The following is a 15,326-nucleotide window of genomic DNA, read 5'->3' as shown; positions in this document are numbered from 1 at the left end:
AAGGATCATGGCAAGCGAACTCAATCCACTGGGCTTATTAGGTATCGAATTCACCGAATTCGCCAGCCCCGATAGTGATTTTATGCATAAGGTCTTTATCGATTTTGGTTTTTCCCTGCTGAAAAAAGCCAAAAATAAAGACATTCTCTATTATAAACAGAATGATATTAACTTCCTGCTCAACACTGAGCGCGACGGATTTTCGGCTAAATTTGCCAAATCCCACGGTCCTGCAATTTGTTCTATGGGCTGGCGTGTCGAAGATGCAAACTTTGCCTATCGAGTTGCCGTTGAGCGCGGCGCAAAACCCGCCGATGATGCCAACAAAGATCTGCCCTATCCGGCTATCTACGGCATTGGTGACAGCTTAATTTATTTTATCGACACCTTCGGTGCGGATAACAATATCTATGCCACTGATTTTGAAGATTTAGATGAGCAAATCATCACCCAAGAGAAAGGCTTTATTGAAGTCGATCACTTAACCAACAACGTCTACAAAGGCACAATGGAACATTGGGCTAACTTCTATAAAAACATTTTTGGTTTTACGGAAGTGCGCTACTTTGACATCAGCGGCGTACAAACCGCGCTAGTGTCCTATGCCCTGCGCTCACCCGATGGCAGTTTCTGTATTCCCATCAACGAAGGTAAAGGCAACGATAAAAACCAAATCGATGAATATCTTAAGGAATACAATGGCCCAGGTGTGCAGCACTTAGCCTTTAGAAGCCGCGATATCGTCAAATCCTTAGATGCAATGGAAGGCAGTTCGATTCAATGCCTAGACATTATTCCCGAATACTACGACACCATTTTCGATAAATTGCCCCAGGTGACTGAGGATCGTGATCGTATCAAACACCATCAAATTTTAGTCGATGGTGATGACTCCGGTTATTTACTGCAGATATTCACTAAGAATCTATTCGGGCCTATTTTCATCGAAATTATTCAACGTAAGAATAACTTAGGCTTTGGTGAAGGCAACTTTACCGCCCTGTTCCAGTCGATTGAACGGGATCAAATGCGCCGCGGCGTACTGTAAAGCTTACCAGATAAAAAAACGGTGCCATTGCGCACCGTTTTTTTATATGAGTAACATAACCCATTCGAGCAAGTTAACCAGCGCACAGGGACTGCCCTATACATTGACGCATATTTGTTTCAACTTATCCGCCATGCTCCCCTAGATTCCGCCCTAGACTCCGCCCTATATTTAGACTAGGTCTGTTGCCGCTTCGAATTTAACAATGCAATTTTTCCCCTTCGCCTTTGCTTGATAAAGGGCTTTGTCGGCTAAGTGCAATAGAGCCTCACCTTCTACTCCAATACCACTTTCCGCCCACCCAATACTCACAGTACAATAAATAGTGCGATCCTCTGCGGCAATGGACATATTCGCCAACCTACTGCGAATACTCTCAAGCAAAGGAAACACTTGCGCTGCGTCGATATCCTTTAGCACTAAGGCAAACTCCTCCCCACCTAAACGCGCGGCAATATCTTGGCTACGGCAATGATTATGAATGATCTGCGCCAGCAGTTGGATCACCCTATCACCCACTCTATGACCATAGGTATCATTGATCGCTTTAAAGTTATCCAAATCCAACATTGCCACGCTGCAGCGACCTTGATATGCATTTTCTGTCGTCAATTGTGCAAGTTGCGGCATAAAGGCACGTCGGTTCATCAAACCTGAAAGGGGATCATATTGTGCTTCTTTTTCAGCCGTTTGCTTATCTTTTTCAGAACGACGCAACTGTGCCCGCTGCAGTGAAACTCCAAAAATGGTCAATGCCGATGACAATACAAACGCCATCATCTCTGCATTCGTCTGTACTTGTGTTTGGTTAATGAATGGCCCAACACCTTGCGCCGTCGCTAAAATCATAAACAACAAAGATAAGCTGCTAAATATTGCGAGGTAAAAGCGAGTAACTTCAAAGGCTAATACCACTAAAAGCGGTGGAACAATATAGAATAACCAACCCAAGTCAAACAATACGCCCACAATGCAAAATAGGGGCAAACCGATAAGTGGTAGCAGTATATGGCGCTTGCGTTCAATCTTTAGGGCATTAACTTCCATCCAACCGGCATAGATCTGATATACCAAGACGATACCCAGTATGTCGGCGAAAAAGAACATTTGCCCCATATCCCAAAAAGCCGAAGGCTCAATGTAATGCCCCAGCACTAAGTTCCACGATAATAGGCCGCTAGAGCATAAAATAGGTACTATCCCAGCTAGGACAACAAATTTGAGTAAATCATTGGCGTTACGGGCACCATAGGGTAAAAAACGGCGCAGTAACAATAAAGATAAGGTTGGCGCCAGCGCATCGACTACAGCCGCCACCGATGTATGCAGCACAGATAAGGCCACAGAGTTTTGAAGTAACATGCCCTCAATATTGAGTAAAAAACTGCCGATAAAAATCAGCCCCAAGGCCCTAAAACCCCAGATGAGCAACATGACTAGTGCAATGCCTGAAGGTAACCAGATAAGGGTGATATTTGATGGTTGCAAACTAAAGAGTGTTTGCCCCATAAAACCTGCACAGTAGTACAGAACTGCCGCGAGAATAAGCGATAACAACCCCTCCTTTGCGGGAAGGTGTCTTGATAAAAGTGTCTTCAATCCGTATATAAACTCCGTTGATGCGCCGAGATCACTATCGCGAATGAAATGCCAATTTAGGCAACTCAGCAGGTTCGGTGCAAAAATTCAGCTTCGAACGAGCGATTTCATCACATTATAATTATTGATGTCTTTGTCCACTTGGCTGGTATCCAATAGGGTTAGATTATGAGTGTTGTAACAGAATTTACCAATAAGGAAATGAACACCTTATCAACTCGCCATCTTAGACAATGGAAACATAGCTGGAGTGAAGTCACAGAATTTACACACTAAGTTACAGTTACTTGCCTAAACACAGGTGTCATGCATTGGCTAAATCCCCCATTTTCATTACACTAACGGCCCTCTAGTACAGACTCAAAACGAACCGAACCATGCCAGATTTTGCCTTACTCGCGGTGTTTATCCCGACTTTCTTCTTTGTTGCTATCACTCCGGGCATGTGTATGACCCTAGCCATGACGCTTGGGATGAGCATAGGCGTGCGTCGCACCCTGTGGATGATGCTCGGCGAACTTGTAGGAGTAGCATTAGTTGCCACCGCTGCCGTGATGGGTGTTGCCAGCATCATGCTTAACTATCCGGAAGTATTTCAAATATTTAAATGGATTGGCGGCATTTATTTAGGCTATATCGGTGTGCAGATGTGGCGTGCCCGCGGCAAGATGGCCATTTTAAGCGATGATAAAACTAACCCAAGAGTCAGTAATTTCACCTTGATATCCCAAGGCTTTATCACTGCTATAGCTAATCCTAAGGGCTGGGCATTTATGGTGTCGCTGCTGCCCCCCTTTATCAATGCCGAGCGCGACGTTGCCCCCCAACTTATCGCATTGCTGAGCATTATCATGATGACGGAGTTTACTTCCATGCTCGCCTACGCCAGTGGTGGCAAAAGCCTGCGACTCTTCCTAAGCCGTGGTGATAATATCCGTTGGTTAAATCGTATTGCGGGTAGCCTTATGATAGGCGTAGGTATTTGGTTAGCCATAAGCTAATTGGCCAAGCTCAATGCATAACGAAGAGCTAAATGCACCGCGATTTACAAGCTTGATAAGCGATCTACAAATCCGTTAGATCGCTTTTTTATAGGGCAGCATATCTCGCATTTGCACTATATATTGCTGCATTTGCTCCGTTTCCTGCATGACAACATCCGCAATCGCCGCCTTAAATCCCGAATGGGCAATGTTATGGTAGGAATACATCTCAACGGGCTCAAAGCCGCGCAGCACCTTATGTTCGCCCTGCGCTCCCGCATCAAACAATTGGAACGCATGTTCAATACAATATTGAATGCCTTGGTAATAGCAGGCTTCAAAGTGTAAGCCGTCGAGTTCGACCGTCGTGCCCCAATAACGACCGTATAAGCATTTCTGCCCTAAGGTATGCTCGCCTTTAAGATACAAAGCCCCTGCGATCATCTCGCCCTTTGCATCTTCTACCACTAACAGTAGGAGGTGTTCGGCTAATTGCCCCGCCAACTGTAGAAAAAATGCTGGGGTTAAGTAACCCCGATGGCCTGAGCGCTTAAGATAAGTTAATTGATAACACTGGATAAATGTTTGCCACTGCGAAGCGCTAATCTGTTCACCTTCAACAAAATGAAACTTAAGATTAAACGGCTGTAACTGCGCCCGCTCCTTCAAGATATTTTTACGCTTACGCGAGCTAAAACCCGCCAGAAAATCCTCAAAATCCCGATAACCCCGATTATGCCAATGGAATTGTGTGCCTAAGCGCCTTATAAGCGGCGCCGACACGCGCTCAAATAAGGGAACTTGTGAGGGTGACACAAATAAACAGTGCCATGAGGACAGCGGGGTATCATCCCGCGCTCCCATTAGTTGGCTATCCAATGTTTGCAGCAAGAGTTCGGCTATGCGTATTTGCTCCACATTGGCTAACTCGGGCTGAATGCCCAGCCGCCGCCCCTGTACTGGGGTAAAAGGGACAGCATTCACCCACTTAGGATAATAATCCAAGCCATGGCGCTCATAGGCCTCTGCCCACGCCCAATCGAACACATATTCACCGTAGGAGTGGGACTTTTGGTATAGGGGCATCACAGCTAAAAGCGGCAAATCGATAAAATGCTTTGCGCCCTGCGAACTCAAGCTAATGCTATCGTCAATCACCTCTGCATATTCAAGGTGAGTCATGCCACTGGCATCAAATACACACAGATGTTTAGGGAGCCAGCCCGTTGCGGCGCTGGCTGAGCCACTCTGTTCAAGCGCCAACAGAAACTCATGGCGGCAGAAGGGGTTAGCCTTGCCCATCACGGCATTCCACCCATGGGATGCAATATCAGCGATTGAACTTGCAAAGGCCAAAATCAGCGGCGTCATCAGGTAAATTCTCATCCTTAGGGTGATAAGCAAACATATGAGGTTGCAATTAAGCCTAATTCTCGGCACATTGCATAGCCATAACAAAAATAAATTCAGGATTGAACATGCGTCCAACAAAGCAGCTTAAACCGCTTCTTCTTGCCATTGCCATGGCTTTACCACTGTTATCCTCCCCAACGCTTTATGCCGATGAACCTTCCATTTTCAGCCAAATGGCCACCGCACAACCTGTGTGGGCTAAGCATGGCATGGTTGCCAGTCAAGAAATGCTCGCCAGTCGTACGGGGGTAGAAATTCTTAAACAAGGCGGCAATGCCGTCGATGCGGCCGTGGCGGTTGCCTTCAGCTTAGCCGTCACTTTACCCCGGGCGGGCAATATTGGCGGTGGCGGCTTTATGTTGGTGCATATTGCCAAAGAAAACAAAACCATCGCCATCGATTACCGCGAAATGGCCCCATCCAAGGCGAAAAAAGAGATTTTCCTCGATGAAAATGGCGATGCCGTGCCGAAACTAAGCCGCGAGCACGGCCTTGCGGTGGGCGTCCCAGGTACGGTAATGGGCATGAGTTTAGCCCTTGAAAAATATGGCACTATGACGCTTGCCGAGGTCACAACCCCCGCCATTAAAATGGCACAGGAAGGTATTAGTGTCACCCCCGATTTGGCAGTGTCCCTCACAGGCTTAAAACGCCGGATGAGCCAATGGCCAAGCACTGCCGCGATTTTCTATAAAGCCGATGGCAGCGATTATCAAGTCGATGATATTTTAAAACAACCCGAACTCGCCCACTCGCTACGCCTTATCGCTGAACAAGGCACTAAAGGTTTTTACGAGGGTGAAACAGCAGCCAAGCTCGTCAATGCTGTGCAGGAAGCTGGCGGCATTATGACCTTAGACGATCTTAAAAATTATAAGGTTGTCGAACGAGAACCCGTGCGCGGCGAATACCGAGGCTACGAGATAGTCTCTATGCCCCCCCCTTCATCGGGCGGCATACATATCATTGAAATGCTCAATGTGCTTCAGCAGTTCCCCATCGATAAGTTCGGCCATAATACCGCCCAAACACTCCATTTGATGACGGAAACCATGAAACAAGCCTATAGCGATCGCAGCGAATACTTAGGCGACCCCGACTTTTATAAGGTGCCCGTCAAAGCTTTAACCAGTAAGGACTACGCCCAAAAAATTGCCAGCAAAATCGCCATCAATAAAACGACTCCAAGCGAGGAGATCAAACCGGGTAAACTCGCGCCCTATGAGAGCGATCAAACCACCCACTTCTCGGTGGTGGATAAGTGGGGCAATGCAGTGTCAAACACTTATACCCTAAACTTCAGCTACGGCTCAGGGTTAGTGGCAAAGGGAACGGGAATTTTACTCAATAACGAGATGGATGATTTCTCAGCTAAACCCGGCGTGCCAAACGGCTACGGTTTAGTTGGCGGCGATGCCAACGCGGTTGAAGGCAATAAGCGCCCGCTGAGTTCCATGAGCCCAACCATAGTGATGAAAGACGGTAAACCTTTCTTAGTCACCGGCAGCCCTGGCGGCTCGCGGATCATCACCACAACCTTACAGATCATCATGAATGTGATAGACCACGGTTTAAATATTGCCGAAGCCAGCAATGCGGCGCGGGTGCACCACCAATGGCTACCCGATGAACTGCGGGTCGAATCTAGCCTTAACCGCGATACCATTTCCCTGCTCGAAGCCAAAGGCCACAAAGTGAAAGTACAGTCCGCTATGGGCAGCACACAATCAATCATGGTGACCGAACAAGGGATTTTTGGCGCTTCAGATCCGCGCCACTCGGGTAGCGAAGCTATAGGCTACTAGCCTATTTATGCTGTCGATTAAACAGCCCTGCCATTCATCACTGCATGTATCAGGGCTTTTTATTGTGCAGACTTCGGGAAAAAAGCTAAAAGAGACATCACCTTATTAGATTTTTAGCTCTAATTGGTGAGTTTCAGATTAATACATCTATGGGGTAACGCGAAGCTTTAAGGCAGCTGCGTAGCATAAGCCATCCCAGCCGAGCTAGCGGTGACAATACGCCTTGTTATGTGATGACGTTACTATTTACATTTGTAGAAAGCTCTCTTAAAAACTAGCCATCCATTTTAAATCAACAACATAATGCACTTTCAGATTGCCTACAACCTATACTGGCTAAAATGGCTTGTATGAAAATCATCAAAAGTCGCAGAGGCAGCATCTGAGGCAAAAATTTGAGCTAATTTATTCCAAAATGGTGTATTTCAGGCGTGGCAAGTCAGCCCATAGTGCTTGAGAATAAAAACTAGCCATCCATTTTAAATCAGTAAAAACTAGCCATCCATTTTAAATCAACAACATAATGCACTTTCAGATTGCCTACAACCTATACTGGCTAAAATGGCTTGTATGAAAATCATCAAAAGTCGCAGAGGCAGCATCTGAGGCAAAAATTTGAGCTAATTTATTCCAAAATAGTGTATTTCAGGCGTGACAAGTCAGCCCATAGTGCTTGAGAGATACTCAACAAGGGTTGCTTTCGAAGCGATATAAATCGCTATCAGTTGCAGTGAAAGTGCTGACAGTTTGCCGCAAAGTGCCGTCGTCGCTTTTCTAAATGTTCGCAGTAATCAGTCAGTTCTTGCAGCGTACCCACTGGACCATGAAATAATTTGCCAAACTCAGTAGTGAGCTTAAGCCAATTGTCATGGGGGATATTTAATCTTGTCAGTAACTTGGTGCTATTTTCACTGATGGCACCCCGTTTGTCATTGCGGATAATTCGACCTGTATCCTCTACCAATTCGAGGTAATCCGATAATGAAAACGCAATGCCATTGGGCTGGTTATCGCGCTCATTACCGATAAAAGGCAGTAGATTTTTGGGCTGCTCACCTTTTAGCGCCGCCCTAATACGCAACTGGATACTGGTATGGTCGGATTGCTCTGGCGTATCAGCCAGTTGGGCCCTAATCAGATTTAAATCAACGTAGGCCATACAAGCTAAAACGGCAGCTTCATCGAGTAAGGCCTGTGATTTAAACCGCCCCTCCCAGAACCTGCCAGTACAGTTATCTTCTTGATTTGCTTGCCTTGCGATGGGTTCATTAAGGCAGCGCATAAACCAGCTAATATCACACAAACGGCTGCGATAAATGGCGATTGAATGCCTTAATCTGTTGACCTCATGCGCTTCAACTAACTCACCTTTGGCGAATTTTTGCGTTAATTCATCGCCTTTAAATAGCTTATGCCACTGCTCAAGCACTTCGCGGTCAGTCCAACGGTTGGCGCTGTCGATATCGACCCGTAGTACCACATGCAGATGATTGGACATCACCGCAAAGGCCGCCACATCAATAGCGAAAACCGCTTCAAGTTCAAACAGTAGCGATTCTACCCAAGCACGACGATGGTCATAATTTTTACCCGAATAAGCATCATCGCCACATAAAAACGCACGCCGCACAACGCGGCTACAGCAATGGTAATAGGGACTGATGTTAAGGTGAGAGTTCAAGACTTATCTGAGTTCTGCGAGGACGCGGCATACCAACCTCCTTGTTTAATGCTTAACCAAAGCATAGTAGGAGGTTAACTAGCACGCCATTTAGGATGGGTGTCTCTGTTGTTTTTCTGTTGTTTTTCTGTTGTTCCTGTTGTTCTCTGTTGTTTCGGTTAAAAAATATCTCACAGATAGAGCACTCCAGACACCGCAGTGTGCATGGTTTTATGCTCAATATGATTGCGGGACTTATCGCCTATAAATTGAAAGACAATAAGCCACAACTGAACATCACTAACGCAGAGTTTAATGCTATTGCAGTTATGGCTTGTTAAACCGATCTCAGGTTAAATTACAAATAGAATTACCACTAAACGGAAAAGCATTAATGGTATATGCCTTCTGTACTGCCCTGCGAGCGTAAAGCCATTTTCCCTATACTTTAAGAGTCTTGCGTACATATTTATTTTCATCAACGGCTCGATTATAGTTGTGCAACTAACGTTTGGTTAAGGGGCGGGCTTTAGCCCGTCCCAGTGAGCGAAGCGAACGGTTTGAACCTATTGTTAGCTGCTTGCACGATTTTTATTTAGAACACTTGCGTAATATTTGCTGTACGCGACTAGAGCAGGATAGCTGTGTAGCGTAATTTTGACTACGTCCGTGGTTCCAGCCTTATCTGTGGCTTTTCGCACGCCTTCTTCAAGAAGGCGCCAAGTGAGCTTATAGCTTATGAATTCTTTAATTGGGAATGCATGTGTAGGGCCGCCTGGAGTTATGTTTTTTATGGGAAATCCAGCGCTAATTGGAAGGAATTCTTCATCGAAAGGCAATTCAATGAATAAAGTTGACTCCATAACTCGATAGCCACGAATAAAATCTAACTCAGATAAGGGTTCACTATCGGTAGCGAATTCAACTCCCGGATACAATGTGAGGGCCGTTCCATGGAGGGCTAAAGGATAACCATGATAAGTGGCGTTCCGAAGTGCTTTTAGAATATTTGTATATACATTCCAGCCAGTAAATTCTCCTGCTATCCAGTTCTCTCCGGTTAGAGCGTGGTACTCCTTGCGCATTGTTTCTGTTAACTGCTGGCTTTTGTATATGTACTGTTCAAATGCCTGTCGGAATCGAAAAGGGTACCGTCTGGAATTATTTATTTCGTAGTACAGACGCTTAAGATCCTCTGCAACGATTTGTGTTTTTAGAAGGTCCCGCATGCGTTTCTCTGCAGTTAACGTTTGGTTAAGGGGCCGGCTTTAGCCGGTCCCAGTGAGCGAAGCGAGCGATTTGAACCATTTGTTAGGCAATTGCATAACCGGATGCCTTGAGGTCTTTAATGATGCTATATGCCACTTCTTCAATATTGCTCGTAAATTTTTTGTAGATCATTCCGCCTACATCGCTCGGTAAAGAAACATCCCCGGTGTATAGGCAACAAACTCTTGATCTGCCTAGTTTTCCTACAAAATAGCCAAACTCAAAAATCACGTTTGGTCTTGCACGAAATTCTTTTTCCCGCTCATTGTCTTGTTTTGCTTGTTCGGACTTAATGTAGGCGATTTCATCTGGCGTTAATAGAATAAATGCATAACCTACATCGCTATGCTTCTCAAATTTCTCGATAACGGTTAAGCCCTCGTCTGCTTGTCTATGCAGAACAACGGGTTCTAACCCTATTTCATGAAGAAAAACCTCTAAACTGGTTTTTGCAACTTCGTCGTGCCCGTGGACAATAAATACCTTCTTGGTCTTAGATTGAGTGTGTGACGAATTTTCCTCTGCCGCTGTGTCCGACGAGGTGGTGTTTTTCAATGGAATAAGCTCTAGCCTTTCAATAATCGAATCTATGCGATGAATTTTTCTATCGATATTCTTGTATAGGTCTGAAATTTTTTCGCCAAGAGATGGCTCGTGCATTGCTATGGTGCTGATGCCGCTCCAGCGGGAGTATTCTTCCGAAAGCTCATCTGTTGTGAAAATTCTTTTTAGGAGTTCAGTATTGAATGAATTCCACTTGCTGTATTCGTTGTTTGCCGTGTCGAGTGCTTCTCTTGAGCTTATTTGGACTTGCTTTATCTCAAGCCCTTTTTGAATTCTTTCTTGAAGTTTTGATTTGGCATCGTCTCTTGAGATCAACAGTTCTGCAGGGACCTTGGGTTCCGTAGTTGTTGTTTTCTTTCTGGTTGCCACAGTGACCTCCTTAATTGCCTAACAGTGTATTACCCGGACTTCTAACGAAACCCAAGCCGTAAATGGCTTAACCTTCGAACAATCCGAATAAATAATTTAAATATTGCAGTAACTTAGCATCGCTTATGAAGAGTTTTCAACATTTTTTCATTCAGAAAAATCGAGACCTTACATACCAAGAAGCGTTTTAGCACGGTATGTAAATTACACATAATTAAAAACATAATATTTTCAATACATTAATTTTCAGGAACAAACTCCTATTGTCTTATCCCCCCAATAAACTACAAGTAGCATTGCGGGCATGACCACGAGCAGCCCTCCTTGGTCGGATCTTGATTAAAAATCAGGGGTGAAACCCCACGACTTTGATTTTGATTAAAGAATTTAAACGAAGTTTTTCATGGCAAAAACCTAAGATTTCACCGCCGATAGTTCGATAAATGCCGCGGTATACATTTTTAGGTTCAGCATAAATTGCTTATGGGTAATAAACTCTTTTTCGGTATGACCCGTGTATTCCACGCCCGGCATGGCGGGGCCGAAACTTAAGGCACTGGGGAACAGTTTACTATTGGTCGAACCGCCAATGGCTAAGGGTTTAGGGTCGACTATGCCAGTGAAGTGGGCAAATACATCGAGCAGGGTTTGTTGCTGCGGCGCATCTTTCATCACCATAGGCTCACCCCAGTAGCTTTCAATATCGTTCAATTTTACCTGATGTTTATCCTGCCAGTTTATTAATGCCGCCTGCGCTTGGGCAGACAATAACTCAGGGGTCTTACCGATTGGGCGGCGCAAATTAATGGTGACTTCAGTGCCCTTCTGCGTTTGCGCAACCACAGTGGGCGCCAGTGTCAATGCGCCCATAAAGTCATCTTTATAGGCCAAATCACCAAATTGCTCGGCATAAATCCCTAATCCCACCAGTTCATTCATGGCGGCAAGGGTTAAAGAGGCGGTCGTTTTTGGCCAAGAGTGCGCGTCAAGCAGGGCCGCTAAGTGAGTTACGGCATTGACACCATCTTCCGGCGTCGAAGAGTGAGCCGCCTTGCCATCGGCAAAAATATGCACATCACATTGGCTGTTGGCGCAGTTATGCTCGAAGCGATACTTCATCCCCTGTTGATGCGTGGCGCGATCCTGTAACTTAGCAAATAATTCAGGGGTTAGGGCTTTAATTTCCGCCTCAGCCTGCTGCGGTATTTGGCTGGCAAAATAGCCGCCAGAGAAAGCGGTTAATATGGGCGTTTGAGTTGAAGCCTCTGCTTTAATCTCACCATTGGGGATCGCAAAGTTAGGCACAGTAAAACTAATCTTGCTCCAGCCTTTTTCGGCGGTAACCACGGGATATTCTGCATCGATAGTGATGTTTATGTCCGCGGGTGTGTAGCTGGCTAAAAAGGTTTTTAGGGGGTCCCAGTCGGACTCTTCGGCTAAATACACTAAGAGTTCGATGCGCCTATCGCGCTTAATTTGCTTATCTTTAATCGCCTTCATCGCATACATGGCGGTGACAATCGCGCCCTTGTCATCCTCAGTGCCGCGGCCAATCAGTTTGCCAGGTTCAGATTGGGTATCGAGCAGATAAGGGCTCTGCGCCCACAATGCCGGATTGGCTGGCTGCACATCGCCGTGGGTGACTATGCCCAATTTTTTGGTTTGATTATCCGCCGCATTGGCATTAAGACCTATCAACACAACATAACCATGGTCGGCATAATCTAGCCCGAGAGCTTCGCTCAGTTGCTTCAAACTCGACTTAAAACCCACAAAGGCGGGGTTAGTATCAGGAGTCTGCCCCGCTATCGCCTCGGTATTAAAACTCACTAACTGAGTTAAACTTTGCACCATAGCCGTATCGTATTGAGTGACCGCATAATCGGCGACCTTGAGCGCATTTGCACTCAGTGAGGGAACCTTGATTTCAACGGATTGGGTTTCAACGGCTTGGTTTTGAACGGTTTGAGAGGCAACACTTTGACTCGACACAAAAAGTGCAGCAGCTAACACTGAATAAGAAAAAGCTCTACTGCATTTGGCATAGTTAAAAAGAGGCAGATCCATAGGGGTCCTATTTATTATTTTAGGGATTTAGGAACGTGCAACAAGCGACTGAGAAGCATCGGCTATCATATTGGGCTTAGAAGCAGCGCCAAGTTTGCCATAGTTTTTTGCGTAAAAGTCTGCTACTCAATATTTGTTACAAACAAAATACAAAATCGATGGAACCCCTCGCTCGATACATGTAAAACAGACAACTTAACATCCATTTAAGGGTTATTGGCTATCTGCCATTGCAACCTCCATCACCACCATAGACAGAACGGGAAACAAATAATGAAGGGACTAATACTCAAACCACAAGCCCTCAAACCGCGCGCAGCTAAACTCACCTTCAGTGCAATCGCACTCGCTTTGGCCTTAGGCGGTTGCAGCGCCCAGCAAAGCGACACGGCTGTGCAAGCTATCGCGGCGCCGAATGCGATGTCGGCACAGATCATTAGCGAAAATGCAAGCAATCCATTCTTCAAACCCTATGATACTTTTATGGAAATTCCGGCCTTCGACAAAATTAAGCCTGAGCATTTCCTCCCAGCATTTAAAGCGGGGATCGCCCAACAGCACGAAGAAATTCAGGCCATTGTCGATAATAAAGATAAGCCCACCTTCGCCAATACCATTGAAGCCATGGAGTTTTCTGGCGATCTCATCACCCGAGTCTCTAACGTTTTCTTTAACCTAACGGGCGCAGATACTACGCCTGCATTGCAAGCCATTTCGAAAGAAGTGTCGCCCATGCTATCGTCCGCCGAAGACGATATTCTGCTTAACGATAAACTGTTTCAGCGCGTTAAAACCGTTTACGATGCCAAAGGCAGCCTAGGGCTCAATACGGCGCAGGCCAAATTGTTGGAAGATACCTATAAATCCTTTACCCGCGGCGGCGCTAACTTAAGCGAGCAGGATAAGACTAAGCTGCGAGCACTCAATGAGGAAATCGGTAAACTGAATTTAGCCTTCGGCGACAACCTACTCGCCGAAACCAATGCCTTTGAACTTGTGATCGACTCCAAGGACGATTTGTCCGGTTTACCCGATGATGTGATTGCCACCGCCGCCCAAACCGCGACCAAACGCGGCCATGAAGGCAAATGGGTATTTACGACTTCACGCCCTTCAATCACGCCCTTTTTAACCTACGCCGATAATCGTGAGTTACGTGAAAAGCTCTACAAGGGGTATATCGAGCGCGGTAATAACAATAACGCCAACGATAACAAGATTATCCTCGCTAAGATTGCCGCCCTGCGTGCCGAACGCGCCCAGTTGATGGGTTACAAAACCCATGCGGACTTTGTCCTCGAAGAACGCACCGCCAAGACCCCAGAAAATGTCTACGGTTTACTGAATAAAGTATGGCCAGCGGCACTCGCCCAAGCCAAAGCGGAAGTGGCGGATATGCAAGCCCTGATCGACAGCCAAGGGGGCAAGTTTACCCTGCAAGCGTGGGACTGGGATTACTACGCCGACAAAATTCGGGTGGCTAAGTACAGCTTTAACGAGCAACAGACCCGTCCGTATTTCTCCCTCGACAGCACATTAAAGGGCGTGTTCTACACGGCGAACCGTCTATACGGCCTGACCTTTAAAGAACGTACCAACTTACCCAAATACCATCCAGAGGTCCGCACCTTCGAAGTTTACGATAAAGACGGCAAGTTAATGGCCATCTTTATGGGTGACTATTTCGCCCGCGACAGCAAACGTGGCGGCGCTTGGATGAACTCCTACCGCAAGCAATACAATATGAATGGTGTTGATTCTAAACCTATTATTGTTAACGTACTCAACTACCCTCGCCCAGTGGGTAATGAACCCGCACTGCTGACCTTCGACGAAGCCAGCACACTCTTCCACGAATTTGGTCATGCCCTGCACGGCATGTTATCGAAGGTGGAATACCGTTCACAGGGCGGCACCGCAGTGCCACGTGATTATGTGGAATTCCCCTCACAGGTGAACGAAAACTGGATGACTCAGCCAGAAGTGCTGGCGCAATTTGCCAAACACTACAAAACTGGAGAAGTGATCCCGCAGGAATTGGTGAAGAAAATCCAAGCGGCCAGCAAGTTCAATCAAGGTTTTACCACGGTTGAATATGTGGCGGCGACCAAACTCGACCTAGACTGGCACACACTGACGGATACCACTCCCAAGGATGCGGCTCAGTTTGAGGCCGACTCATTAACGGCGATGGGATTAATTAAAGAAATCAGCCCACGCTATCGCAGCACTTACTTCTCGCATATTTTTGCGGGCGGCTATTCTGCTGGGTATTACAGCTACCTCTGGTCGGATATTTTAGGGGCGGATGCCTTCGAAGCCTTTAAAGAAAATGGGATTTTCGACAAGGCCACCGCAGATGCCTTCCATAATAATATCCTGTCAAAGGGCGGCAGCGATGATCCTATGTTGATGTATAAAAACTTCCGCGGTAAAGAAGCCGGCATAGAGCCGCTGCTACGTAGTCGCGGTCTATTGGCGGATTAAAGCGCGAGGCTAAGCGCTTATCCATAGCATAAAAAAATGCCGTCCCATTTGGGACGGCATTT

Annotated in this window: 9 protein-coding genes and 2 pseudogenes; 5 read left to right on the top strand and 6 right to left on the bottom strand. The window is 46.2% G+C overall.

Annotated elements, in window-relative coordinates; all coding sequences use genetic code 11:
- Window positions 1-7: 7 nt before the first annotated feature.
- Complete coding sequence (gene hppD, locus JFT56_RS07995) at window positions 8-1,048, top strand: 4-hydroxyphenylpyruvate dioxygenase (RefSeq protein WP_198783118.1); 1,041 nt, start codon at window positions 8-10, stop codon at window positions 1,046-1,048.
- 171 nt (window positions 1,049-1,219) lie between these two features.
- On the opposite strand, the gene JFT56_RS07990 is transcribed toward hppD, so the two are convergent.
- Entirely contained in the window at window positions 1,220-2,647 is a 1,428-nt protein-coding gene (locus JFT56_RS07990; RefSeq protein WP_198783117.1) for a diguanylate cyclase, read from the bottom strand.
- A 377-nt stretch (window positions 2,648-3,024) separates the two neighbouring features.
- Between JFT56_RS07990 and JFT56_RS07985 the strand changes: the two genes are divergently transcribed.
- Window positions 3,025-3,648, top strand: a complete 624-nt coding sequence (locus JFT56_RS07985; RefSeq protein WP_198783116.1) for a LysE family translocator — start codon at window positions 3,025-3,027, stop codon at window positions 3,646-3,648.
- Window positions 3,649-3,723: 75 nt separating this feature from the next.
- On the opposite strand, the gene JFT56_RS07980 is transcribed toward JFT56_RS07985, so the two are convergent.
- Window positions 3,724-5,001, bottom strand: coding sequence for a GNAT family N-acetyltransferase (locus tag JFT56_RS07980; RefSeq protein ID WP_198783115.1), 1,278 nt, complete (start codon window positions 4,999-5,001; stop codon window positions 3,724-3,726).
- A 107-nt stretch (window positions 5,002-5,108) separates the two neighbouring features.
- Between JFT56_RS07980 and ggt the strand changes: the two genes are divergently transcribed.
- Entirely contained in the window at window positions 5,109-6,848 is a 1,740-nt protein-coding gene (gene ggt / locus JFT56_RS07975) for a gamma-glutamyltransferase (protein ID WP_198783114.1), read from the top strand.
- A 721-nt stretch (window positions 6,849-7,569) separates the two neighbouring features.
- Here ggt and JFT56_RS19915 read toward each other — a convergent pair.
- Window positions 7,570-8,560 (bottom strand): annotated as a pseudogene (locus JFT56_RS19915) (transposase).
- Between the two features lie 124 nt (window positions 8,561-8,684).
- Here JFT56_RS19915 and JFT56_RS07965 point away from each other — a divergent pair.
- Window positions 8,685-8,849: pseudogene (locus JFT56_RS07965) on the top strand (IS982 family transposase); the annotation flags it as partial.
- A gap of 231 nt (window positions 8,850-9,080) precedes the next feature.
- Here JFT56_RS07965 and JFT56_RS07960 read toward each other — a convergent pair.
- From JFT56_RS07960 to JFT56_RS07950, 3 genes are all read right to left on the bottom strand, one after another.
- Entirely contained in the window at window positions 9,081-9,593 is a 513-nt protein-coding gene (locus tag JFT56_RS07960) for a hypothetical protein (protein WP_198783113.1), read from the bottom strand.
- 226 nt (window positions 9,594-9,819) lie between these two features.
- On the bottom strand, window positions 9,820-10,710 hold the full coding sequence (locus tag JFT56_RS07955; RefSeq protein ID WP_198783112.1) for a TIR domain-containing protein: 891 nt from the start codon (window positions 10,708-10,710) through the stop codon (window positions 9,820-9,822).
- A 414-nt stretch (window positions 10,711-11,124) separates the two neighbouring features.
- The gene (locus tag JFT56_RS07950) at window positions 11,125-12,777 is read right to left on the bottom strand and encodes a dipeptidase (protein WP_198783111.1); all 1,653 of its coding nucleotides are present in this window, start codon (window positions 12,775-12,777) and stop codon (window positions 11,125-11,127) included.
- 273 nt (window positions 12,778-13,050) lie between these two features.
- Between JFT56_RS07950 and JFT56_RS07945 the strand changes: the two genes are divergently transcribed.
- Complete coding sequence (locus JFT56_RS07945) at window positions 13,051-15,264, top strand: M3 family metallopeptidase (protein WP_198783110.1); 2,214 nt, start codon at window positions 13,051-13,053, stop codon at window positions 15,262-15,264.
- Window positions 15,265-15,326 lie beyond the last annotated feature (62 nt).

This window comes from Shewanella putrefaciens (assembly GCF_016406305.1).
Lineage (GTDB): Bacteria > Pseudomonadota > Gammaproteobacteria > Enterobacterales > Shewanellaceae > Shewanella > Shewanella putrefaciens_C.
The sequence above is the reverse complement of the archived record's forward strand: the minus strand, read 5'-3'. Positions and strand labels throughout refer to the sequence as shown.